This window comes from Streptomyces sp. SLBN-8D4 (assembly GCF_049739545.1).
Taxonomy (GTDB): Bacteria; Actinomycetota; Actinomycetes; order Streptomycetales; family Streptomycetaceae; genus Streptomyces; species Streptomyces canus_C.
The window spans coordinates 6,475,921-6,497,996 of sequence record NZ_JBMGQC010000001.1 but is presented as its reverse complement, the minus strand read 5'-3'; the positions used below and the strand labels follow the sequence as shown (position 1 = coordinate 6,497,996).

Genomic DNA, 22,076 nt, shown 5'->3' with positions numbered 1-22,076 from the left:
GGGACCGGGGTCTTCCTTGCTCTTCTGCTCGGAATCCTTCTGGCTCCGTGCCTGAACCTGTAGAGGCTCATTCGTGGCGAACATCAAGTCCCAGATCAAGCGGATCAAGACCAACGAGAAGGCCCGGCTGCGCAACAAGGCCGTCAAGTCCTCCCTGAAGACCGCGATCCGCAAGGCCCGCGAGGCCGCTGCCGCGGGTGACACCGAGAAGGCCACCGAGCTGAACCGCGCTGCTGCGCGCGCGCTCGACAAGGCCGTCTCCAAGGGCGTCATCCACAAGAACCAGGCCGCCAACAAGAAGTCGGCGCTTGCTTCGAAGGTCGCGGGCCTCTAAGCCTTACTTTCTCTGATCTGACCGGTCCCGTTCCACGGGGCCGAACCGCCGGAAGGACCCAGAGCGGGCCCTCTCTCATCCGCTCCCGACCGGCTCCCAGGAGCCACGCGCGGCCTGCGTTCGCCACGCGGGCGTGACTCCGACAGCTTGAACCGAGGACCCCGGTGCGCCCGCCCTTCCCCAGGGCGGGAGACCGGGGTCCTCGTCATGCGTTCTGGGTCCTGTGTCCTGTGTCCTGCGGTGTCCGTGCGCTCACTCCGCCCAGAACTCATTGCTCTTGTCGATGTCCCCAAGACACTCGTCGAGGTCGGTGACCTTGTCCCCGACGATGCGGAAGACGATGCATCCGGTGTCGTCCAGGTGCTTGCCCCGCCGCTCGGCCGTGACCCGGCTCATCCCGACGGCGTGCCCACGCCCGTCGACGGCGATCCCGAGCATCTCCAGACGCATCGAACCGGCGGTCTCCTCCCCGAGCTTCTGATACATGTCGATGATCGCGTCCTGCCCCTTGTAGTCCCCCGAGAGGGAATGACTACCGGGCACGTGATGCGTGGCATCCTTCGCGAGCAGCTCCCGCAGGGTGTCCATGTCCCCACGGGAGAACGCCTCGTACCCCTTACGAATGAGCGCTGCGTGCGGATGCTCGGCCATGATGACCGCCACCTCTCCGCTGTCCGACGATGTTCGGCTGACAGGAACGATTGTCCTCCCGGGGAGCGGGGGGAGCCACTTCCGCGCCCGAGGGGGCGCGGGAACCGCGCGGCCGGCCACGACGAACGGCGCAGGCGAACTACGGCAATACGCCACTACGGCACTACGGGTCACGCTCCGGCTCGCGCCGCTAGCCCCGTCCCCGGGACCGGGCCGCCCGAGCGACGGCCACGACGGCCTTCTCCAGGGCGTACTCGGGATCGTCCCCTCCGCCCTTCACCCCGGCGTCCGCCTCGGCCACGGCCCGCAGCGCGTCGGCGACACCGTCCGGCGTCCATCCCCGCATCTGCTGCCGCACCCGGTCGATCTTCCACGGCGGCATGCCCAGTTCACGCGCGAGATCCGCGGGCCGGCCGCCCCGAGCCGACGACAGCTTCCCGATGGCCCGCACACCCTGCGCCAGCGCACTGGTGATCATGACCGGTGCGACCCCGGTCGACAACGACCACCGCAACGCCTCCAACGCCTCCGCGGCCCGCCCCTCCACGGCCCTGTCCGCGACGGTGAAGCTGGAAGCCTCGGCCCGCCCGGTGTAGTACCGCCCCACGACGGCCTCGTCGATCGTCCCCTCGACATCGGCGACCAGCTGCGACACGGCGGACGCCAGCTCCCGCAGATCGCTCCCGATCGCGTCGCCCAGCACCTGACACGCCTCCGGCGTGGCGGACCGCCCGGTCGCCCGGAACTCCTGCCGCACGAAAGCCAGCCGGTCCGCCGGCTTGGTCATCTTCGGGCAGGCGACCTCGCGCGCCCCCGCCTTCCGCGCGGCGTCGAGCAGCGCCTTGCCCTTCGCCGCCCCCGCGTGCAGCAACACGAGGGTGATCTCCTCGGCGGGCGCCCCGAGATACGCCTTCACGTCCTTGACGGTGTCGGCGGACAGATCCTGCGCGTTGCGCACGACCACGACCTTGCGCTCCGCGAACAACGACGGACTGGTCAACTCGGCAAGGGTCCCCGGCTGCAACTGGTCCGAGGTCAGATCCCGCACGTCCGTGTCCGCGTCAGCGGCCCGAGCAGCGGCGACCACCTCCTGCACAGCCCGGTCGAGCAGCAGCTCCTCCTGCCCCACGGCAAGGGTCACAGGGGCGAGGAGGTCGTCATGAGCAGTCTTCTTGGCCATCGCGTACAGCATGGCACGGGGCACTGACAGCGCCGTTGCCGCGGGCGCCGGTGACCCCCGGACCACCCATCACGGCTCCTCCCGCCACCCGTCCCACTCCCCCACGAACTCCTCCAGTTCCCCGGGATCCAACCGCCCCGCCGCATCCCGCAGCACCACCAGCCACTGCGCGTCCTCCGCGTCGTCCTCCCCCGCCAACGCGTCCCGAACGACCTGCGGCTCCTCATCCACCCCGAACCGCTCCGAGAGCGCCTCGACGACCTCCTCCGCGGCATCTCGATCGGGCAGCACCAGCACATGTCTCACATCACTCACGGCACCATTTTCCAGGCGGCGGGCCCCAGCCCGGAATCCTCGCTACCGCCGGGCTCGGCAACCGGACCGGATCAGCCGTGACGGCCCGCCTTCCGCACCGTCGGCACCCGGCCGAGCTCGATACCGAACTTCTTCCGGTACACCTCCAGCACCTCCTCGTCCGTCTCCAACTCCCGTTCCTCCCGCGCACCGTCGGCAGCTGTCACCTTGACGACGCGCCCGCTGAGCGTGATCCGCCCGCCGTCCTCCGTCACCCTCGAACACACCAGGGACTGCGTGAAGTGCGAGGCCGGCGAGGTGCTGTGCCACCAGGCCCCGGCCACGAAGTCACCTAGCACCCGGGGCCGCACCTCCAGCCGGTACTGACTCCTGCCGCCCACGACGACATCCAGATCCACGGCGTCGCCCCCTCCCTTCTTCACCGCGCCGTCCCCGCTCCGCACCCCCGCCGCGTCGGGCCCCGCCTCGACGATCCGGAAGGTGCCCCCGGGGTCCTCCTGCTCACCCCGCGCCCCGAACGCCAGCGGGTAGTGACTGTGCGCCCCGAACCCGACGTCGGCCAGCCACTCGCCTCCGTCCACCGTCCGTACCCGCAGCGCGAGATGGTCGTACGGGATCCCGAGCCGCCCCCCGTCGCCGTACACCCGGCCCGCGAGCAGCGTGACATCGAAGCCGAGCGCGGCCAGCAACGCCCCGAACGCCCCGTTCAGTTCGTAACAGAACCCTCCCCTCCGGGCCCCCACCACCTTCTCCACCAGCCGCTCCTCCTCCAGCGCGATCTCCTCGCCAAGGTGCACCGACAGGTTCTCGAAGGGCACGGTCTGCAGATGGCGCAGATGCAGTTCCCGCAGGACCTCCACCGTGGGCCACGCCGGGTGCTGGACTCCCAGTCGGCGGAGATATGCGTCAACCTGTGTGGGATTCATGCCTCCAGTCTCGCGCCACCCACAGCTCCCCACCGCCACCGCCACCCTCAGCGTCATGGCTGTCCGCGCCACCATCGTTTCGGCCGCCCCTCCCGGCGACCGCCAGCGCCCCGTCCCGGTCCGTCCGCAGCACCACCGCTCCCCCGGCCCGCAGCGCGGCGACCGTACCGGGAGCCGGGTGGCCGTAGGAGTTGCCGGCGCCGACGGAGATGAGCGCGAGCCGCGGGGCGGCCCGGCGTATCAGCTCCGGGTCCTGGTAGGCCGAACCATGGTGAGCGACCTTGAGGACGTCCACCCCGGCCAGCCGCGTACCCGCAGATGATCTCAACAGCTCCTGCTGGGCGGGGGGTTCGAGGTCACCGAGCAGGAGGAAACGCAGCCCGGCCGACCGTACGAGCAGCGTGACGCTGGCGTCGTTGGGCCCGTCCGACGCCGGCACCGCCGGATCCGCAGGCGGCCACAGCACCTCCCAGGCCAGGGACCCCGTACGCCGCTCCTCCCCGGCCACGGCACGCGTCACCGGGATGCGCCGGGCCGCCGCCTCCCGCCGTACGGACTCGGCCTGGTCCACCGGTTCCTCCAGTCCCGTCGTCTCGATCGCCCCCACCGACCGGCCCCGCAGCACCCCGGCCAGCCCCGCCACATGGTCGGCGTGGAAGTGGGTCAGCACCACGAGCGGCACCTTGGTGATGCCGAGCGCGCGCAGACAGCCGTCGACGAGCTCCGGATCGGGTCCGGCGTCCACGACCACGCCCGTGGCCTCACCGGCCGCCAGCACCATCGCGTCGCCCTGGCCCACGTCGCACATCGCCAGCCGCCAGCCCGGCGGTGGCCACCCCGTGATCACCCGGGCCAGCGGTGGCGGCTGCACGACCGCCACCACGAACACCATCACGCAGCCCGCACACCACCAGGGATGTCTCAGCAACCGCCGCCCGACGAGCAGCAGAATCCCCGTGAGGAGAGCGAGCAGGGCCGCCCCCGTCCAGCTGCCCGGCCAGTCCACTCCCCCGCCGGGCAGCGACGCCCCGGTCCGGGCGACGTCCGCGATCCACCCGGCGGGCCAACTCGCGCACCAGGCCAGCGCCTTGGCCACCGGCATCGCCACGGGTGCCGTCGCCAGCGCCGCGAAGCCCAGCACCGTGGCCGGGGCGACCGCGAACTCCACGAGCAGATTGCACGGCACCGCCACCAGGCTCACCCGCGCCGACAGCACGGCGACCACCGGCGCGCACAGGGCCTGCGCGGCGGCAGCGGCGGCCAACGCCTCGGCCAACCGCGGCGGCACCCGGCGTCGGCGCAACGCCAGGCTCCAGCGCGGCGCGAGCGTCAGCAGGGCCCCGGTGGCCAGCACGGAGAGCAGGAAGCCATAACTGCGGGCCAGCCACGGGTCGTACAGCACCAGCAGCAGTACGGCCGTCGCCAGCGCCGGGATCAGTGATCTGCGGCGTCCGGTCGCGAGGGCGAGCAGTGCGACGGCCCCGCAGGCCGCGGCTCGCAGCACACTCGGGTCCGGTCGGCACACCACGACGAATCCCAGGGTGAGCCCGCCGCCGAGCAGCGCGGTCGTCCGCAGCGACACCCCGAGGCGAGGCGCCAGTCCCCGTCGCTCGACGAGTCGGGCGAGTCCGGGCGGTCCGATGAGCAGGGCGAGCAGGATCGTGAGGTTGCTGCCGGAGACGGCGAGCGTGTGCGCGAGGTCGGTCTCCTTGAATGCGTCGTCCAACTCGGGTGTGATCCGCGCCGTGTCCCCGACGACCAGCCCCGGCAACAGGGCCCGGGCATCCGCCGGCAACCCGTCGGTGGCTTCCCGCAACCCTGCCCGCAACCGCCCCGCGAACCGCTGCGTCCCCGACGCCTCCGCCACGACCTCGGGCCCTCCCCGGTCCCGCACCCGCAGTACGGCCGCGACCCGGTCACCCCCCATCAGCGCCGGCGCGGCACGCGCGGTGACCCGCACCCGCGTGGACGGCAACAACCCGAGCCAGGGCGATCGAGCGGAACCCTCCACGGCGGGCGTCGGGCCGGACGTCACCCCACCGCTCCCGGGACGACCGGCCGCCCCCACCTGTGTGCCCGAGTCGGCCCCCGCGCGGGCGTCGACGATCAACAGCACCGGCGCACGTGTCGCCACCGCCCTCCCGTCCGCCGTCTCCACCCGCCGGACCTCGGCGCCGATGACGACTGCGGTCGGAGCCGCGTGATCCCCCGTGATCCGGGGGCGGGTCAGCCGGGGGTCGGAGCTCACCTGGACCTCGGCGGTCACGGTGGCGTACTGCCGGGCCAGCGCGGGCACCGGCCCCCGCCGCAGATCGGCCCCGTGCAGCCCGGCGGAGGCGGCGGCCGCCGCGACACAAAGCAGCACGGCGGCGACGGGCACCCTGCCGCCCCCACCGAGGCCCCGCACCCTGCCCCAACGTCCTGCCAGCAGCACGCAGGCGAGCCCCAGACAGCCCGCGACCACCCCCATCGCCCACCCCGGGGACGCGTCCAGGGTCACGGCGGCCGTGCCCCAGGCCGCGAGCGCCGCCGGTACCAGTCGCAGATCCGCAGGCCCTTCCTGCCGCGGGTGAGCGTCCCCGAGCCGCTTCCCTGAGACGGCGTGCACAGCTGCCCGTGCCCGCGCCTCGCCCTCACTCCTCCGCCCGGCCCGCGAGTCGTCCCTCATGGCCGTACGAGATTCCGCAGATCGGCGAAGCGGCGGTCGCCGATGCCGTTGACCTCACGCAGTTCGTCCACCGAGCGGAAGCCGCCGCGCCGGGTGCGGTAGTCGACGATGTGCTGGGCCAGCACGGGGCCGACGCCGGGCAGGGTGTCGAGCTGGTCCACGGTGGCCGTGTTCAAGGAGACGGGAGCCGCCGCCGTACCGGCGGGACCGCCGGTGACGGAACCGCCCGTGCCCGGCGCGGGTGCGGGTGCGGGCGGGCCGCCGACGACCACCTGCTCGCCGTCCACGAGGAACCGCGCGCGGTTGAGCGTGTCGGTGTTCGTACCCGGGCGCACACCACCGGCCGCCTTCAACGCGTCGGCGACCCTCGAACCGGCCGGCAACCGCTGGATCCTGGGCTCACGGACCTTTCCACCGACGTCCACGACGATCTCGGCTCCGGGCGCACCCGCCGCGTTCGGGACCCCGCCCGAGACGGTCGCCTCGGCCGCACCTCGCCGTCCGCCTACGGCGCTCTGCCCGCTCTCCGTGCCGCTCTGCCCGAACGGGGCCGCCGCGCGCACCACTTCGGGCGCCTGGACGGACTGCGTCCGGCCCGTCCAGAAGTGCTGGAGGGCGAACACCGCGGCCACGACGAGCAGTACCGAGAGCGCGACCACATTCCGCCGCTCCAGCCCACACCGCGTCTGCAACCACACCGGCATCCGCTCCCGCAGAGCCAGCCCGACCCGTTCCCGCCAGTCCCGGTCCCCGGAGTCGGGGTCCCGCCAGTCGCCACTCCTGGAATCGGTGTCCGGCCGGCCGCGACTACTGCTGTCGGCGTCCAGCCGGCCCTCTTCCCGAGGACCGTCGTCAGGCCGAACCCCCTTCGCGGGACGGCGGTCCCAGCGGGTCCCCTGCGGGGAACCACCGTCCCGCCACCCCTCCTCGGCAGCACCCACCCACCGAGGAGCCCTCTCCACGTACCCGATCGGTTCGGCGGCCGACCCGGCCTCAGCCGCGTCGACGGACTCGGCGACATCGACAGCCCCGGCAGTCTCCAGGCGCTCCGAACCGGCCTCCACCTCCCCGTCGTCCACACCCGGCTGACCCGACCGATCCGACCGACCCGGCGGCGGCCCCTTCCCCGAGTCCCTGCGCTCCCCCGCCCGTTCGGCGAAGAGCACCTCCGCCCGCCGCTGGAGTTCGTCCGCCGAGGCGTCATGCCGACGCCGGACCCGGCCCCTGCCCCGGGCGGCCGCCGGTCGGCGGTGCCAGGAGCGTCCGTCGGAGAGGGGACCGCGGCCCGGCCCGCTGGTCGGCGTCGCTGTACGTGAACCTGATCGAAGTGCCATGCGCCGAGGATCGGACACGTCCGCGCTCTCGCGATGATCTTGGTCAATTCCCGGGGATTACCCACCGGTTGTGGAAAACCCCGCCACCCGGACGAGTGACGGACCCACAAATCCAAGACCCGCAAATCCAAGACCCAGGAATCCAGGACCCGCGAACCCCCCACCCCACGACCTGGCGCCCCAGGTCACCGCGGTGAGACCACGACCCCCAGCAGCCCGGGGCCTGTGTGCGCCCCGATCACCGCCCCGACCTCGCTCACATGCAGATCGGCAAGCCCGGTCACCCGCGCCCGCAGACGGTCCGCGAGGGCCGACGCCCGGTCGGGGGCCGACAGATGGTGGACGGCGATGTCGACCGGCCCGCTGCCGGCCCGGTCCGCGGCGATCTCCTCCAGGCGGGCGATGGCCTTGGACGCCGTCCGCACCTTCTCCAGGGGCTCGATCCGCCCGCCGACGAGCTTCAGCAGGGGCTTGACGGCGAGCGCGGAACCGAGAAGGGCCTGCGCGGCCCCGATCCGGCCTCCGCGGCGCAGATAGTCGAGGGTGTCGACGTAGAAGTAGGCGGACGTGCCCGCGGCCCGCTTCTCCGCGGCCGTGACGGCCTCGTCCATCGTGCCGCCCGTCCCCGCGGTCTCGGCGGCGGCGAGCGCGCAGAACCCGAGAGCCATGGCGATCATGCCGGTGTCGACGACACGCACCGGCACCGGCGCCTCTCGCGCCGCCATGACCGCCGCGTCGTAGGTGCCGGAGAGTTCGGCGGACAGATGCAGCGAGACGATGCCGGTCGCGCCGGACTCGGCGACCTTGCGGTAGTGCTCCGCGAAGGTTTGCGGGCTGGGTCGCGAGGTGGTGACGGGGCGTCGCTTCTGGAGCGCCTGGGCCAGCGACCGAGCGGTGATCTCGGTGCCCTCTTCCAGTGCGCGGTCGCCGAGGACCACGGTCAGGGGTACCGCTGTGATGCCGTGCCGCTCCATCGTCCCCTGCGGCAGGTAGGCCGTTGAATCCGTGACGATCGCGACATGGCGGGACATGAGCTGGAGGTTACCTGCCTTGACATGCTCCTCGCCCTTCAGGGCAAGGATTCTGGGCTTCCTTGAGCGGTTGCGTGCCGCTGTGCGGCACGGTTCCGGTCGGGAATCCGTGGCTTCCTGTTTCTTCGCGCTGCGCCAGAACGGGTTCTGGTCTTACCGGCGCTCCGCAGGCTGATACCGCCAGTCCGGCGGCCTGTTTGATGTTGATCGCGGCGTTGGTGTCCCGGTCGTGGACGGTGCCGCAGGCACTACAGGTCCGCTCCCGGACGTTGAGGGGTTTGGGTCCGTCCACGGCGCCGCAGGTGCAGCAGGTCTGGGAGGTCGGTGTGAACCGGCCGATCCTGACCAGGGTGCGGCCGTACCGCTCTGCTTTGTACGCCAGCATGCCGAGGAAGGAGGACCATCCGGCGTCGTGCACGGACTTGGCCAGCCTGGTGCGGGCCAGTCCCGCCACCGAGAGGTCCTCCACGGCGATCCCTTGGTTCTCGGAGATCAGCCGTGTGGAGAGTTGGATGGGGGTCCCCCCGCGTGAGCGCAGCCGAGCGTGGGGGAGGAACTCGCGGCGTGCGTCAGCAACGGTGGAGTGGGCGCGGGCGACCTTGAGACGGGCCTTTTCGCGGTTCTTTGATCCCTTCTGTTTGCGGGACAGCTCCTGCTGGGCCTTCTTCAGTTTCTTCTCTGCGCGGCGCAAAAAGCGCGGGGAGTTGATCTTCGTGCCGTCGGAGAGGACGGCGAAGTGAGTCAGGCCGAGGTCGATGCCGATGGTGCGGTCGGTCTGCGGCATCCGTGTCGCGTCGGTTGCCGGGTCGGTGTCAATGACGAACGAGGCGAAGAATCTGCCGGCCGCGTCCTTGACGACGGTGACCGAGGACGGCGTGGCAGGCAGGGAGCGGGACCATGTCACCTTCACCGCGCCGATCTTCGGCAGGTTCAGACGGCCACTGCCGGTGATGCTCCAGCGGGCGTTGGCGGTGAACCGGATCGACTGCCGGTTGTCCTTGCGGGACTTGAAGCGGGGCGGGCCTGTTTTCGGGCCCTTGCGGGTGCCCGTGAGGGGGGCGAAGAAGTTGCGGTAGGCGCTCTCGGCATCCCGCAGGGACTGCTGGAGCACCACCGCCGAGACCTCACCGAGCCAGGACCGCTCGGCAGTCCGTTTCGCCTCCGTGATCAGCCGCGTGGACAGCTGACCGGCCGTCGGGAAAGGCTGCCCGGCCTTACGGGCGTCTTCACGGGCACGCACCGCGTCGTTGAACACGACACGGGCGCACCCGAACGCCCGGGCCAGCGCGGCCTGCTGGCCGGGGTCGGGGTACAACCTGAAGGCGTACCGCAGCTGCATGACGATCACACTGGGCACGTCGAACCCATGTCGTCACCGGGAACGTGTGAACGATCCGTCACCGTCGCGAGCAGGGTCCGGCTCCGCCGGAACGAGACCGTGAAGCTCCGCGTCGCAACCACAGGATTCGCTTCACCTCCGGTCTCAAGGCCGGAGCACTGCGAATGAAGTCCGGTAGCGTCCGCGTGGCAGCCCGGCCCCTGGCCCCCAGAGCTGCCGTGCGGGGATCAAGTCGTGCTCTCGGGACGGGGTTTCTTCTGCCAGGGGTAGGTGGGGCGCGGGCCCGGAGGGGTGATGGCGGGCCGCGTCGGTTCCTCGGCGGTGCGGGAGCGGGGCGTCTCGGGCCAGGTCTGCTGCCCGGGACCGGCGTCGGCCGCGGGGGCTTCGGGCCACGGGGGCGGTGTCGCGGCGGGCTCGGTCTTCGTCCAGTGCCGCAGGGCGCCCGACTCGACGTCGATCTGCGCGCTCAGGGTGTCCAGGTCGTCGCCGGCGAAGCGGTGGGCGCGGTCGCGTGCCGCCCAGCGCAGGGAGTCGGCCGACTGTGTGATGCGCTCGGTGCGCTCCCGCAGGTCCGGCAGGCGCTCGGCGAGCTTCGCCCGGTCGGGCTCGGACTCCAGGCGCTTGAGTTCGCCGTCCAGCTCGTGGCCGTGCGCGCTGAGCCGCTGGAAGAGACCGAGGGACTCCTTGAGGGACTCGTCCCCGGCCGCGCCCGCGTGGAGCGCGTCCTGGGTCGCCCGCATCGAGGTGCGCAGCTTGAGCCGGAGCTGGGCCAGTTCGCCCGCCGGACCGAGCTGGGCGAAGGACTTGGCGCGCAGGGTGTGGTCCTCGACCGTGCGCCGGGCCTGGGTGATGGTGCGGTCCACTCCGCGCTTGGCGGCACCGACCACCTTCACCGTGGCGTAGGCGCCGAGAGCCACGAAGAGCACGAAAAGCAGGGCCACGATCGCGATCACTGCTTCCACAACGCTCCTCCTCCGACCGGCACGGCACTGCCCGCGCCGCTCTTCCACGGTAAACGCAACAGGCAGGCCCGGAGTTCCGCGGGAACCCCGAACCTGCCCTCACGCACCCCCTAGGGGGCCGAGACGAAATCCGGCGCACGGCGCCGGACAGGTACTACGCCGGAACGATGTTCACGAGCTTCGGCGCCCGCACGATCACCTTGCGGATGCCCGCTCCGTCCAGCGCCGCCACGACCTTCTCGTCGGCCAGCGCGACCTTCTCCAGCTCGTCGTCGGAGATGGCAGGCGAGACCTCCAGACGGGCCTTGACCTTGCCCTTGACCTGGACCACGCAGGTCACGGTCTCGTCCACGACGTACCGAGGGTCGGCGACCGGGAAGTCCTGGTGGACGACCGAGCCGGTGTGGCCCAGCTTGCGCCACAGCTCCTCGGCGATGTGCGGGGCCAGCGGCGTGATCAGCAGCACCAGCGCCTCGGCGACCGGGCGCGCGACCGGGCCGCCCGCCTTGGTCAGGTGGTTGTTCAGCTCCGTGACCTTGGCGATGGCCGTGTTGAAGCGCAGCCCCTCCAGGTCCTGGCGCACCCCGTCGATCGCCTTGTGCAGGGCGCGCAGCGTGGTCTCGTCGGGCTCGGCGTCGACGACGGTCACCTCGCCGGTGGCCTCGTCGACGATGTTGCGCCACAGCCGCTGCAGCAGGCGGTACTGGCCTACCACCGCGCGCGTGTCCCACGGGCGGGAGACGTCCAGCGGGCCCATCGCCATCTCGTACAGGCGCAGGGTGTCGGCGCCGTACTCCTCGCAGATCGCCTCGGGGGTAACGGCGTTCTTCAGGGACTTGCCCATCTTGCCCAGCTCGCGCTTGACCTGCTCGCCCGCGTAGAAGAGCTGGCCGTCGCGCTCCTCGACCTCGGTGGCCGGCACCGGGAAGCCCCGGCTGTCGCGGTAGACGAAGGCCTGGATCATGCCCTGGTTGAACAGCTTGTGGAAGGGCTCGGCCGACGAGACGTGCCCCAGGTCGAACAGGACCTTGGACCAGAAGCGCGCGTACAGCAGGTGCAGTACGGCGTGCTCGGCGCCGCCGACGTACAGGTCGACACCGCCGTGCGGCTGTCCCTCGCGCGGGCCCATCCAGTAGCGCTCGATCTCGGGGTCGACCAGCTGCTCGCTGTTGTGCGGGTCCAGGTAGCGCAGTTCGTACCAGCAGGAACCGGCCCAGTTGGGCATGGTGTTGGTCTCACGGCGGTACCGGCGCGGACCGCGGCCGTCGCCCAGGTCCAGCGTGACGTTGACCCAGTCCTCGTTGCGGGACAGCGGCGTCTCGGGCTCGGTGTCCGCGTCGTCCGGGTCGAAGGTGCGCGGCGAGTAGTCCTCGACCTCGGGCAGCTCCAGGGGCAGCATCGACTCGGGCAGCGAGTGGGCGATGCCGTCCTCGTCGTAGACGATCGGGAAGGGCTCGCCCCAGTAGCGCTGGCGGCTGAACAGCCAGTCGCGCAGCCGGAAGTTGACGGTGCCCTCGCCGATGCCCTTGCTCTGCAGCCACTCGGTGATGCGCGCCTTGGCCTCGGTCACGCCCAGGCCGTCCAGGGAGATGTCCGCGCCGTGCGAGTTCACGATCTTGGCGTCGTACGAGGCGAAGGCGTCGTCCCACGTCGAGGCGTCGGTGCCGCGGTCGTCGCTGGGCTCGACCACGCAGCGGATCGGCAGCTCGAAGGCGCGCGCGAAGGCGAAGTCACGCGTGTCGTGCGCCGGTACGGCCATGATCGCGCCGGTGCCGTAGCCCATCAGGACGTAGTCGGCGATGAAGACGGGGATCTGCTCGCCGTTGACCGGGTTGGTCGCGAACGCGCCGGTGAAGACGCCGGTCTTGTCCTTGGCCTCGGCCTGGCGCTCGACGTCCGACTTGGAGGCGGCCTGCGCGCGGTAGGCGGCGACGGCCTCGGCCGGGGTGGTGTGTCCGCCGGTCCACACGTCGTGCGTGCCCTCGGGCCAGGCGGCCGGGGTGAACTTCTCGACCAGGGGGTGTTCGGGGGCCAGCACCATGTAGGTCGCGCCGAACAGGGTGTCCTGGCGCGTGGTGAAGACCGTGATCGCCTCGCCGTCGATCGGGAAGTCGACGCGGGCGCCCTCGGAGCGGCCGATCCAGTTGCGCTGCTGCAGCTTGATGGCCTCGGGCCAGTCCAGCTCGTTCAGGTCGTCCAGCAGCCGGTCGGCGTAGGCGGTGATCCGCATGTTCCACTGGCGCAGCTTGGCCTTGAAGACCGGGAAGTTGCCGCGCTCGGAGCGGCCGTCGGCGGTGACCTCCTCGTTGGCCAGCACGGTGCCCAGGCCGGGGCACCAGTTGACGGGCGCTTCGGAGGCGTACGCCAGGCGGTACTCGCCCAGGACGTCGGCACGCTCGGCGGCGGACAGGGCGGCCCAGGAGCGGCCGCCGGGAACCGTGCGCTCACCGGACTCGAACGCGGCGACCAGCTCGGAGATCGGGCGGGCCTTCTTCGCCTGGTCGTCGTACCAGGAGTTGAAGATCTGCAGGAAGATCCACTGGGTCCACTTGTAGTAGTCCGGGTCGATCGTGGCGAACGACCGGCGCTTGTCGTGGCCCAGGCCCAGCCGGCGCAGCTGGGACTTCATGTTGTTGATGGCGGCCTCGGTGGTGACCCGGGGGTGCTCGCCGGTCTGCACGGCGTGCTGCTCGGCGGGCAGGCCGAAGGCGTCGAAGCCCAGGGTGTGCAGGACGTTGTGGCCGGTCATCCGCTGGAAGCGGGCGAAGACGTCGGTGGCGATGTAGCCCAGCGGGTGGCCGACGTGCAGGCCCGCGCCCGAGGGATAGGGGAACATGTCCATGATGAACTTCTTGGGCTTGGCGACCAGCTCGGGGTCACCCGCCAGGTCACCCTTGGGGTTGGGGGCCGCGTAGGTGCCGTCGGCGTCCCAGAAGTCCTGCCAGCGTGCCTCGATCTCGGCCGCGACGGCGGCCGTGTAGCGGTGCGGCGCGGCCACCTCGGCGGGGGCTGCGGGGTTCGTCTCGCTCATGGTCCTCAAAGCTCCATCGATCGTCTCTGCCAGCGGCTGTGTCATCCGGCTGCGACATCCACCAAATGAAAAAACCCCTCGCACAGGAGGGGACGCCGCGCCGATTCCGACCACGTCTTCACCGGTGGTCGGGACTGATCAGCGCGGCTCGCTAAGCAGAAGGCGTACGGCACGCATGGCGTCAGAGTACCGCAGCCGTTGAGCAAGCCGCGACGAACTTACGTATGCCTCTTTGGCACCGGGTGCCGCACTCGCCGCCGCAGTCGAGCCGCACCGTATCCACCCGAGAGGAACTGGAGCAAGGCCAGTGGTTACTTCGCGTAACAGCCACTAAGGGGCATCGCAACAGCCCCACGACCGTTTGATAACAACGCAATAACTCAAACGTCGTACCCATCGGTATGGCGCCACTTAGAGTGCGGCAGCGGGACCGCCTTCCCGAACCGCTCGGAGTTGCCCCCATGAACCCTCGTAGTAACAGCAGCACGCTCCCCAGGACGGGCCGGTCGGCCTACGGGGTGGCGACGGCCGTCTTCCTGCTGGCCATCCCTCTGGTCGTGGTGTACGGAGGTGTCTGGCTCCAGGACTTCCTCAACTTCGGGGCGGGCGTGGTGACGCTTGTCCTCCTCACCTGCTCCGTGATCTGGGGGCTGGTCGCGCAGGACCGGTTGATCCTCAACACCCGGCAGCGGATCGTCGCCCAGGGCGTGCACCGGATCACCGCCGTGGGCTCGATCTCCTTCCTTCTGCTGCACATCGGCATCAAACTGACCCTCGACCACACGACGTGGATCGCCGCGTTCATCCCGTTCGGGCTCGGCTTCAGCAGCAGCGGCGGCCTCATAGGCCTCGGCACGCTGGCCGGCCAGCTCATGATCTTCGTCGGCATCACCGGCGCCCTGCGCAACCGGTTCGCGTCCCCGGCGCCGGTCGCGGCCCGCTGGCGCGCGATGCACATGCTGGCCTACCCGGGCTGGTGCGCCGGGCTGATCCACGGCCTGTACGCGGGCCGCGCGGTGAAGGCCCCGATCTTCACCTACATGTACGCGCTCTGCGTGCTCGGCGTCATAGCGGCCCTCGCCCTGCGCTCGGCGCCGCGCCCGTTCAAACGCAAGGTCACCGACCGGGTCGCCATGCTCCTGGGCGCCGAGGAGCGACCGGGCCGCGAGGAGCTGGAGGCCAGCCGGGCCAGGAGGGCCGCGGAGAGCGCCGCACCGGGCCGCGAGGGCCGCAGGGCACCCGAGTCCGCCGGGCGGCGCCCGGAGTCCGCCCTGCCGGGCTACGAGGGCCTGTCCCAGACCGGTTCCATTCCCGCCTACCAGGCCCCGCCGGCCCCGGAACCCGCGGGCAGCGGGTTCGCCGCCGCCTATCGCGCCATGTCACCGGGCACACAGCAGCCCTTCGACACCGGCCAGACCGCTCGCATGGACATGCCGATGGACATGCAGGCCGCCACCGACCCCATCGCGCGCATGGACGCCGGCGGCAGCACCACAGGCAGCTGGCCGGTGCCCTCCCCGCCGCCGGTCGGCGAAGCACCCCCCTCGGCCTACGACCCGCTCCAGGACACGGGGTACAACATCCCGACCTATGGCGGTAATTCGGGCACCGCCAGCTATCTCTCGGGTGATGTACGCGACACCGGTGAGACAAACACCCTGTACGGCACGTACAACCCGAACGACACGTACAACAGCGGTCCCGCCACTGATCCAACGCCCGGTCAGTCGTACGACTTCGACTCACCGGGATCGGGCGAACCTTGGAACACGCCTTCCGGAGGCTATAGGTGAACGAGGCCCTGCCCGACGTACCAGAAGTCCGCGTGGTCGGTCTTCCCCAACTCACGTCGGGCTTCGACCTTGTCGAACGACTTGACCTGCCCATGCACCTGAAGGTGCACGGGCCGCTCGAACCCATGGGCGGCGAGCAACTCGCGAAGCTCTCCGAAGCCATCAACCTGAAGGGGCGCGGCGGTGCCGGCTTCCCCTTCCACAAGAAGCTGCGCTCGGTCGCCGAAGCGGCGATCAAGCGCGGTGTGCGGCCGGTCGTCGTCGTCAACGGCAGCGAGGACGAACCGGCCTGCCGCAAAGACACGGTGCTCATCAACCGTGCCCCGCACCTCATCCTGGACGGCGCCCTCCTGGCCGCCGAAGCCCTGGGTGCCCGCACGCTCGTGATAGGGGTCACACGGGAGTCCACCCAGCGCTCCATGGAGGCCGCCCTCGCCGAGCGCGGGCTCAGCAACGGCCGCAGATCGGCGCTACGCGCACGCGTGCAGCGCAATCCCGTCCGCATGGTCACCGGAGCGGCGGCCTCGCTGATCCGTTCCATCGACGGCGGTCCGGCCATCCCGCCCGGCCGCAAGGTCAGCGCCTCGCAGAACGGCGTCGGCGGCGCACCGACCCTGCTGTCCAACGCCGAGACCTTCGCGCAGCTGGCGATCGCCGCGCGCATCGGTCCGGAGCGCTACGGCAACACCGGTCTGTACGACGAGCCGGGCACCGTCATGCTCACGGTCTCCGGCGCCGTCGCGCGCCCCATGGTGATCGAGGTCCCCACGGGCGTACCGCTGCGCTACGTCCTGCAGTTGGCCGGCGCCCCGCCGGTCCCGCAGGGCGTGCTGACCGGCGGCTACCACGGCAAGTGGATCGACGCGGCGACGGTCAACGAGGCGATCGTCTCCCGCAACTCCCTGGACGCGGTGGGCGGGGCGCTCGGCGCCGGCGCGATCCTGCCGATCACTCAGGAGACCTGCCCGCTGGGCGAGTCGCTGCGGGTGGCGCAGTGGCTGGCCGAGGAGAGCGCGGGCCAGTGCGGCCCCTGCTACCTCGGTCTGCCGGCCGCCGCGCGCGGCATGGAGGACATCCTCAACGGCGGCGGTCCGGCCGCCCTGGAGGCGCTCAAGCAGGTCGCCAAGAACGTGAAGCGGCGCGGTGCGTGCTCGCACCCGGACGGCTCCGCGATGTTCCTGGAGTCGACCATCAAGGCGTTCACGGACGACCTGGCCGCCCATGTCCTCGGCAACGGCTGCGGACGGCCCGTGGAGGGCGTTCTGCCGCTCTTCGAGGGCGGCAAGATGCCGACGGGCCTCCCGGGCGGCGGCGAGGCCGAGGAGAACGGCCCCAGCCGTCAGAAGATCTACGTCGACTGGACGCTGTGCCGGGGCCACGGCCTGTGCGCCGACATCCTCCCGGAGGTCTTCGAACTCGGCGCCGACGGCTTCCCGACCGTCGCCCAGGCCCAGGTGCCGCGCTACGCCGAGGCGAAGGCTCTACGCGCGGTGCGTCGCTGCCCCGCGCTCGCCCTGCGCCTGGAGGAGGAGAGCCCGCGCGACAAGGGTCCCGCCCGCAACCTGCCGGTCCTCTCCCAGGGCCGCGGAAGGCGTGCGCTGGGCCGCTGAGCCGACGTCAGAAGGGGGCCGCCCGATCCCGGGCGGCCCCCTTCGTCGTATGCGAACAACTCCCCCTGGAAACGCAACAATCCCGCCGGATCGAATGATCTGGCGGGATCTTTGTGGAGCTAAGGAGATTTGAACTCCTGACCCCCTGCATGCCATGCAGGTGCTCTACCAACTGAGCTATAGCCCCGTGCTGCGCTCCGCCCGGTTTCCCTGGCGGCGACGCCAACATTACACGGTCCACCGGGTGGAACACCAAATCGTTTCCCTGCGGGCAGCAGGGACGACGTCACGCGGTCACGAACGAGTAGAACCGCTTCAGCGTGCAGTGTTCTTCGAGGAGACGGCCGTAGATCGGCTCACCCTCCAGTTCGCGGTACGTCTCGATGGGGTCGCCTTTTATGATCAGCGCCCGCGCGCACTCCTCGCACCAGTACTGGTAGTCGGGATTGACCGGCTCCATGTCCCGCACGATCGGCGTCCCGCTGCCGCACCAGTCGCATTTTCGCCTGTGTGCACCCATCGATCAGCTCCAGCTGTGGCCGCAGGCCGTGCACACGTAGGAAACCCCGCCGTTGTCGCCGAGTACTTGGGCCACGTGGACGGAACCGCAGGAAGGGCAGATGAGGCGGACCGTCGTGTCCCTTGTCGACGCCGCTTCGCGGAGGTGGCCGACCTCCGCGAGGATGCTCGCAGGCATCACTACTCCCTCCCGTCGGGCCGCGCCCCCTTCCGGCCGTTTGATTCTGCCACGGCCGGACCAATACGGTCAGCGACGCCTGAGTACCAGTCCGGACACGGCGCCCACCGTGGCGGTCCCGGCCAGCGCGAACATGCACGCTCACAGCGCCTCCGGAGAGGTATACGCCTCAGAGGGGCCCAGTGACTCAAGTCGGTTCAAGAACAGTGTGCCCCGGTGAGCCGGCGGGGCAGGGAGCTCGCGGAGCGGACACACAGAAGATCCCGCCTCCTGAAGGAGACGGGATCCTCGTCGATCGATCTTCGACAACTCGCGGAGTGTCGATCTGTGGAGCTAAGGAGAATTGAACTCCTGACCTCCTGCATGCCATGCAGGCGCTCTACCAACTGAGCTATAGCCCCGGACGCTCCCCCCGCTCAGCGGGGCGAACAAGAAGAACTTTAGCCTGCGACCTGCCGGAAAGTGAAATCCGGTCCGGAGCCCTCCCGGAGCCCTCAGTCGTCGTCGCCGAGCACCGGCTCCGGGAGGGTTCCCGCGTTGTGCTCCAGGAGGCGCCAGCCGCGGGCGCCCTGGCCGAGGACGGACCAGCAGCAGTTGGAGAGACCGCCAAGGCTCTCCCAGTGCCGGGAGTCCAGGCCGAGCAGCCGACCGATGGTGGTGCGGATCGTGCCGCCGTGGCTGACCACGACGAGCGTGCCGTCCTCGGGGAGCTTCTCGGTGTGCCGGAGCACGACGGGGGCGGCGCGGTCGGCGACCTCGGTCTCCAGTTCACCGCCACCGCGGCGGACCGGCTCACCGCGCTTCCACGCGGCGTACTCCTCGCCGTGCCGGGCGATGATCTCCTCGTGCGTCAGCCCCTGCCAGACGCCCGCGTAGGTCTCGCGCAGGCCCTCGTCGTGGGCCACGTCCAGGCCGGTGAGCGCGGCGAGCTCGGCGGCGGTGTTCGCGGCCCGCTGGAGGTCGGAGGCGACGATCGCGTCGGGCTGGAGGGAGGCCAGCAGCCGGGCGGCGCGGCGGGCCTGGCCGACGCCGGTCTCGGTGAGCTCGACGTCCGTGGTGCCCTGGAAGCGGCGCTCCACGTTCCAGGAGGTCTGGCCGTGCCGCCACAGGATGACGCGGCGGCCGCGGCCCTTGCGGTCGGCGGGAGCGGTCAACGCGGCTCCCCGAACTCGGTGTCGTCCTCCTCGGCCCGGAGCTCGGCGTGCTCCTGCGCCTTGCCGCGGGTGGCCTTGGCGTCGGCCGGCAGCTCCAGCTCGGGGCAGTCCTTCCACAGCCGCTCCAGGGCGTAGAAGACGCGCTCCTCGCTGTGCTGGACATGGACGACGATGTCCACGTAGTCGAGCAGGACCCAGCGGGCCTCGCGGTCGCCCTCGCGGCGCACCGGCTTGGCGCCGAGCTCCTTCGAGAGCCGCTCCTCGATCTCGTCGACGATGGACTTGACCTGGCGGTCGTTGGGTGCGGACGCCAGCAGGAAGGCGTCGGTGATCGAGAGGACGTCGCTGACGTCGTAGGCGATCACATCGTGGGCGAGCTTGTCGGCGGCCGCCTGCGCGGCGGTGTTGACGAGCTCGAGAGAACGGTCAGTGGCGGTCACTACAAGGCTTTCGGTCGTCGGTCGATTGACATCAAGGGTCTCACGGACCGCCGACACCACCCCACGTGCTGCTGGAGAGCACATGGGGTGGCGCTCGCGGCCCGGAGCAGGGCCTAGGACGAGGATCCCGGCTTGTAGTCCTGGCCGAGGAGCACGGAGACGTTCGCGCTCGAGGCGATCGTGCCCTTGCCGACGGCGCTGGTGGGCAGGCCGAGGGTCTTGGCGACCTCGGTGGCGTTCGCCTTGTCGGCGGGGTCGGCGTAGACGACCTTGGAGGTGGCCCGGGCCGAGGAGGGCGTGCCGCCGTCGACGAAGGTGAAGCCGCCGTTGAGGAGGACGACGCGGGCCTTCTCGGTGTTGTCCCTGGTGCCGGTGGCGTTCTGGACCGAGACGCTCACCGCCGCGTCCTTGTCGGGGCTCTTCGCCTTGCCGCCGAGGACGTCCTTGACGACACTCGCGCCGGCCTCCGCGCTCAGGGTGCCGTCCTGCTGGACGGGCAGCAGGGCGGTCTTGTAGTCACCGCTCTTGGCGAGGTCGGCGAGCTTGGCGAGGAAGGTGCCGAGGTCCTTGTCCGTGAGGGACGGGTCGAGGATCTGGGCCAGGGTCTGCACGGTGGTGGTCGCTGCCGTCGGGTCGGAGGACAGCTTGCGCAGAACGCCCTGGAGGACCTGGCCGAACCGCTCCAGCTGGGCGTTCTGCGCCTCGCCGGAGGCACGGTAGGTGGCGTAGGCGACGGCCATCTTGCCACTGAGGGTCTGGTCCTTCCCCTTGCTCACCAGGGGCGCCTGACCCTTCTTCGTGGCGGCCGGGTCGGGCACGGCGGCGTTGGTGTCGACGTCGATGTTGCCGACGAGGTCGACCAGGTTCTGCAGATAGGGCGTGTCCAGGCGCCAGGTGCCCTCGATGTCGGTGCCGAGGACGGTGTCGAGGGAGTCGACGGTCCCGGAGGAGCCGTCGTCGTCGACGGACTTGGCGAGGGTCGTCGTGGAGCCGTCGTCGGCCGTCAGGTTGAGGGAGTTGGGGATCAGGACGGTGGTGCCCTGCTTGGTGGTGGTGTTGTCGACGAGCAGCGCCGTGGAGGTGCCGCCCTTGGTGGTGTTGTGCAGATGGACGACGATCACGTCGCGGTTCTGGGCGCTCGCCGCGATCGTGGTGCCCTTCTTGCTCTCGGTGTCCGGCAGGCCGGGCAGCTTCCCGGCGTACCAGAGGTAGCCGACTCCGCCGACCGCCACCAGGGCGAGGACGACGACCAGGGCGACGAGCCGGCTGCGGGCGCGGCGCTTGGCCTCCTCGCGGCGCTCGGTGCGGTTCTCGGTGAAGTTGAGCCAGTCGATGACGTCCTCGGAGTCCGTGTCGGGCTCCTCGACGAACGCGAACTGTGCGGTGTGGTACTGCCGTTCGTCCCCGTCTGCGGCCTCCGCGCCGGCATGGCCCGCACCGGCACCACCCGCTCCGACGGGACCCTCGTCGCCCGCGGGGCGGTAGGCCTGCCCGGCCTGTGTCCCCCCGGCCGGCCCGCCCTGCTGCGGGATGTAGGCGGTCTGCTCGGCGACACGGGGCTGCTGCCCGCTCGCGGCGGCCCGGCCGTAGGGGTCGTACGCCGCCGCCGGACCGCCGCCCTGCCGGCCTCCGTCGGCGTACGGGTCGTAGGGCGGCACGGGCGCCTGCTGACCGGTGTCGCCGGCGCCGTAGGGGTCGTAGGGCGGGACGGGGTTCTGGGTGCCCGTGTCGTACGGCGCGGCCTGCTGTCGGCCCGTGGCGTACGGGTCGTAGCCGTAGCCCTGCTGGGCGTAGGGGTCGTACTGCTGCTGGGCCTGCTGTTGCGGGGCCTGTTGCGGCGGGACCTGCTGGTACACCGGTCGGCCGTAGTCGTCGTAGCCGACGAGCGTGTACTGGTTCTCCTGGTCGTCGCCGTAGCCCGCGTCGTATCGGTCGTTCACCGGTGCCCCTCTCGGCTCACTCGCCGCGGTACAGCTCGCGCTTGTCGATGTAACGCACGACTCCGTCCGGCACCAGATACCAGACGGGGTCGCCCTTGGCGACTCTCGCCCGGCAGTCGGTGGAGGAGATGGCGAGGGCGGGGACCTCGACGAGCGAGACGCCGCCCTCGGGGAGCCCGGGGTCGGCCAGGGTGTGGCCGGGCCGGGTGACCCCGATGAAGTGCGCGAGGGAGAAGAGCTCTTCCGCGTCCCGCCAGGTGAGGATCTGGCCGAGGGCGTCCGCGCCCGTGATGAAGAAGAGGTCGGTGTCGGGGTTGAGGGCCTTGAGGTCGCGCAGGGTGTCCGTGGTGTAGGTCGCGCCACCGCGGTCGATGTCGATGCGGCTGACCGAGAACTGCGGGTTCTCGGCGGTCGCGATGACCGTCATCAGATAGCGGTCCTCGGCCGGGGAAACCTTGCGGTGGGTCTTCTGCCACGGCTGGCCCGTCGGTACGAACACCACCTCGTCCAGGTGGAACTGCGCGGCGACCTCGCTGGCCGCCACGAGGTGCCCGTGGTGGATCGGGTCGAACGTTCCGCCCATGACGCCCATGCGGCGCTTGCCGGGCTTCGACGGGCTGTTGCCCGGGCCGGTAGGCATGTCCTGCTCTCCCATGCGTGCAGACCCTACC

Annotated in this window: 19 protein-coding genes, 2 tRNA genes and 1 pseudogene; 3 read left to right on the top strand and 19 right to left on the bottom strand. The window is 70.9% G+C overall.

Annotated features, from left to right (window positions below):
* Positions 1–73: 73 nt before the first annotated feature.
* Positions 74–334 carry a 30S ribosomal protein S20 gene (gene rpsT / locus RKD20_RS29450; protein ID WP_381331939.1) on the top strand — a complete coding sequence of 87 codons (261 nt, stop codon included), beginning with the start codon at positions 74–76 and terminating at the stop codon, positions 332–334.
* 252 nt (positions 335–586) lie between these two features.
* On the opposite strand, the gene RKD20_RS29445 is transcribed toward rpsT, so the two are convergent.
* The 10 genes from RKD20_RS29445 to leuS form a co-directional block, all read right to left on the bottom strand.
* On the bottom strand, positions 587–985 hold the full coding sequence (locus RKD20_RS29445; protein WP_424880330.1) for a nuclear transport factor 2 family protein: 399 nt from the start codon (positions 983–985) through the stop codon (positions 587–589).
* Positions 986–1,175: 190 nt separating this feature from the next.
* Positions 1,176–2,165, bottom strand: coding sequence for a DNA polymerase III subunit delta (gene holA / locus RKD20_RS29440; RefSeq protein ID WP_424880329.1), 990 nt, complete (start codon positions 2,163–2,165; stop codon positions 1,176–1,178).
* Positions 2,166–2,234: 69 nt separating this feature from the next.
* Positions 2,235–2,480, bottom strand: a complete 246-nt coding sequence (locus RKD20_RS29435) for a hypothetical protein (protein WP_037716977.1) — start codon at positions 2,478–2,480, stop codon at positions 2,235–2,237.
* Between the two features lie 71 nt (positions 2,481–2,551).
* Positions 2,552–3,406 (bottom strand): arylamine N-acetyltransferase family protein, encoded by an 855-nt coding sequence (locus RKD20_RS29430; RefSeq protein ID WP_424880328.1) that lies wholly within the window; start codon positions 3,404–3,406, stop codon positions 2,552–2,554.
* Positions 3,387–6,074, bottom strand: a complete 2,688-nt coding sequence (locus tag RKD20_RS29425; RefSeq protein WP_424880327.1) for a ComEC/Rec2 family competence protein — start codon at positions 6,072–6,074, stop codon at positions 3,387–3,389. The genes RKD20_RS29430 and RKD20_RS29425 overlap by 20 nt, the downstream gene beginning before the upstream one ends.
* Complete coding sequence (locus RKD20_RS29420; RefSeq protein WP_424880326.1) at positions 6,071–7,408, bottom strand: helix-hairpin-helix domain-containing protein; 1,338 nt, start codon at positions 7,406–7,408, stop codon at positions 6,071–6,073. The genes RKD20_RS29425 and RKD20_RS29420 overlap by 4 nt, the downstream gene beginning before the upstream one ends.
* A gap of 185 nt (positions 7,409–7,593) precedes the next feature.
* Positions 7,594–8,439, bottom strand: a complete 846-nt coding sequence (locus tag RKD20_RS29415) for a DegV family protein (protein WP_424880325.1) — start codon at positions 8,437–8,439, stop codon at positions 7,594–7,596.
* A gap of 10 nt (positions 8,440–8,449) precedes the next feature.
* Complete coding sequence (locus tag RKD20_RS29410; protein ID WP_424883354.1) at positions 8,450–9,778, bottom strand: RNA-guided endonuclease InsQ/TnpB family protein; 1,329 nt, start codon at positions 9,776–9,778, stop codon at positions 8,450–8,452.
* 227 nt (positions 9,779–10,005) lie between these two features.
* Positions 10,006–10,740, bottom strand: coding sequence for a hypothetical protein (locus tag RKD20_RS29405; protein ID WP_020116326.1), 735 nt, complete (start codon positions 10,738–10,740; stop codon positions 10,006–10,008).
* 154 nt (positions 10,741–10,894) lie between these two features.
* Positions 10,895–13,771 carry a leucine--tRNA ligase gene (gene leuS, locus RKD20_RS29400; protein ID WP_424880324.1) on the bottom strand — a complete coding sequence of 959 codons (2,877 nt, stop codon included), beginning with the start codon at positions 13,769–13,771 and terminating at the stop codon, positions 10,895–10,897.
* 461 nt (positions 13,772–14,232) lie between these two features.
* Here leuS and RKD20_RS29395 point away from each other — a divergent pair, with 461 nt between their 5' ends.
* Complete coding sequence (locus RKD20_RS29395) at positions 14,233–15,564, top strand: cytochrome b/b6 domain-containing protein (RefSeq protein ID WP_424880323.1); 1,332 nt, start codon at positions 14,233–14,235, stop codon at positions 15,562–15,564.
* Positions 15,561–17,174 carry an NADH-quinone oxidoreductase subunit NuoF family protein gene (locus tag RKD20_RS29390; RefSeq protein WP_020116329.1) on the top strand — a complete coding sequence of 538 codons (1,614 nt, stop codon included), beginning with the start codon at positions 15,561–15,563 and terminating at the stop codon, positions 17,172–17,174. The genes RKD20_RS29395 and RKD20_RS29390 overlap by 4 nt, the downstream gene beginning before the upstream one ends.
* Before the next feature lie 114 nt (positions 17,175–17,288).
* Here the strand turns inward: RKD20_RS29390 and RKD20_RS29385 are convergent.
* The 9 genes and pseudogenes from RKD20_RS29385 to nadD all read right to left on the bottom strand — a co-directional run bounded on the left by RKD20_RS29385 (position 17,289) and on the right by nadD (position 22,060).
* Positions 17,289–17,361, bottom strand: a tRNA-Ala gene (locus RKD20_RS29385).
* A gap of 99 nt (positions 17,362–17,460) precedes the next feature.
* On the bottom strand, positions 17,461–17,694 hold the full coding sequence (locus RKD20_RS29380; protein ID WP_003976229.1) for a hypothetical protein: 234 nt from the start codon (positions 17,692–17,694) through the stop codon (positions 17,461–17,463).
* Between the two features lie 3 nt (positions 17,695–17,697).
* Complete coding sequence (locus RKD20_RS29375; RefSeq protein ID WP_391170977.1) at positions 17,698–17,871, bottom strand: hypothetical protein; 174 nt, start codon at positions 17,869–17,871, stop codon at positions 17,698–17,700.
* A gap of 69 nt (positions 17,872–17,940) precedes the next feature.
* Positions 17,941–18,084 (bottom strand): annotated as a pseudogene (locus RKD20_RS29370) (MFS transporter); the annotation flags it as partial.
* A gap of 115 nt (positions 18,085–18,199) precedes the next feature.
* A tRNA-Ala gene (locus RKD20_RS29365) sits at positions 18,200–18,272 on the bottom strand.
* Between the two features lie 93 nt (positions 18,273–18,365).
* Positions 18,366–19,025 carry a histidine phosphatase family protein gene (locus tag RKD20_RS29360; protein WP_424880322.1) on the bottom strand — a complete coding sequence of 220 codons (660 nt, stop codon included), beginning with the start codon at positions 19,023–19,025 and terminating at the stop codon, positions 18,366–18,368.
* A complete protein-coding gene (gene rsfS, locus RKD20_RS29355; protein ID WP_020116333.1) occupies positions 19,022–19,465 on the bottom strand; it encodes a ribosome silencing factor in 444 nt (147 codons plus the stop codon). Before rsfS ends, RKD20_RS29360 begins: the two co-directional genes overlap by 4 nt.
* 113 nt (positions 19,466–19,578) lie before the next feature.
* On the bottom strand, positions 19,579–21,405 hold the full coding sequence (locus RKD20_RS29350) for a LytR C-terminal domain-containing protein (RefSeq protein WP_424880321.1): 1,827 nt from the start codon (positions 21,403–21,405) through the stop codon (positions 19,579–19,581).
* Between the two features lie 16 nt (positions 21,406–21,421).
* A complete protein-coding gene (gene nadD, locus RKD20_RS29345) occupies positions 21,422–22,060 on the bottom strand; it encodes a nicotinate-nucleotide adenylyltransferase (protein ID WP_424880320.1) in 639 nt (212 codons plus the stop codon).
* Positions 22,061–22,076 lie beyond the last annotated feature (16 nt).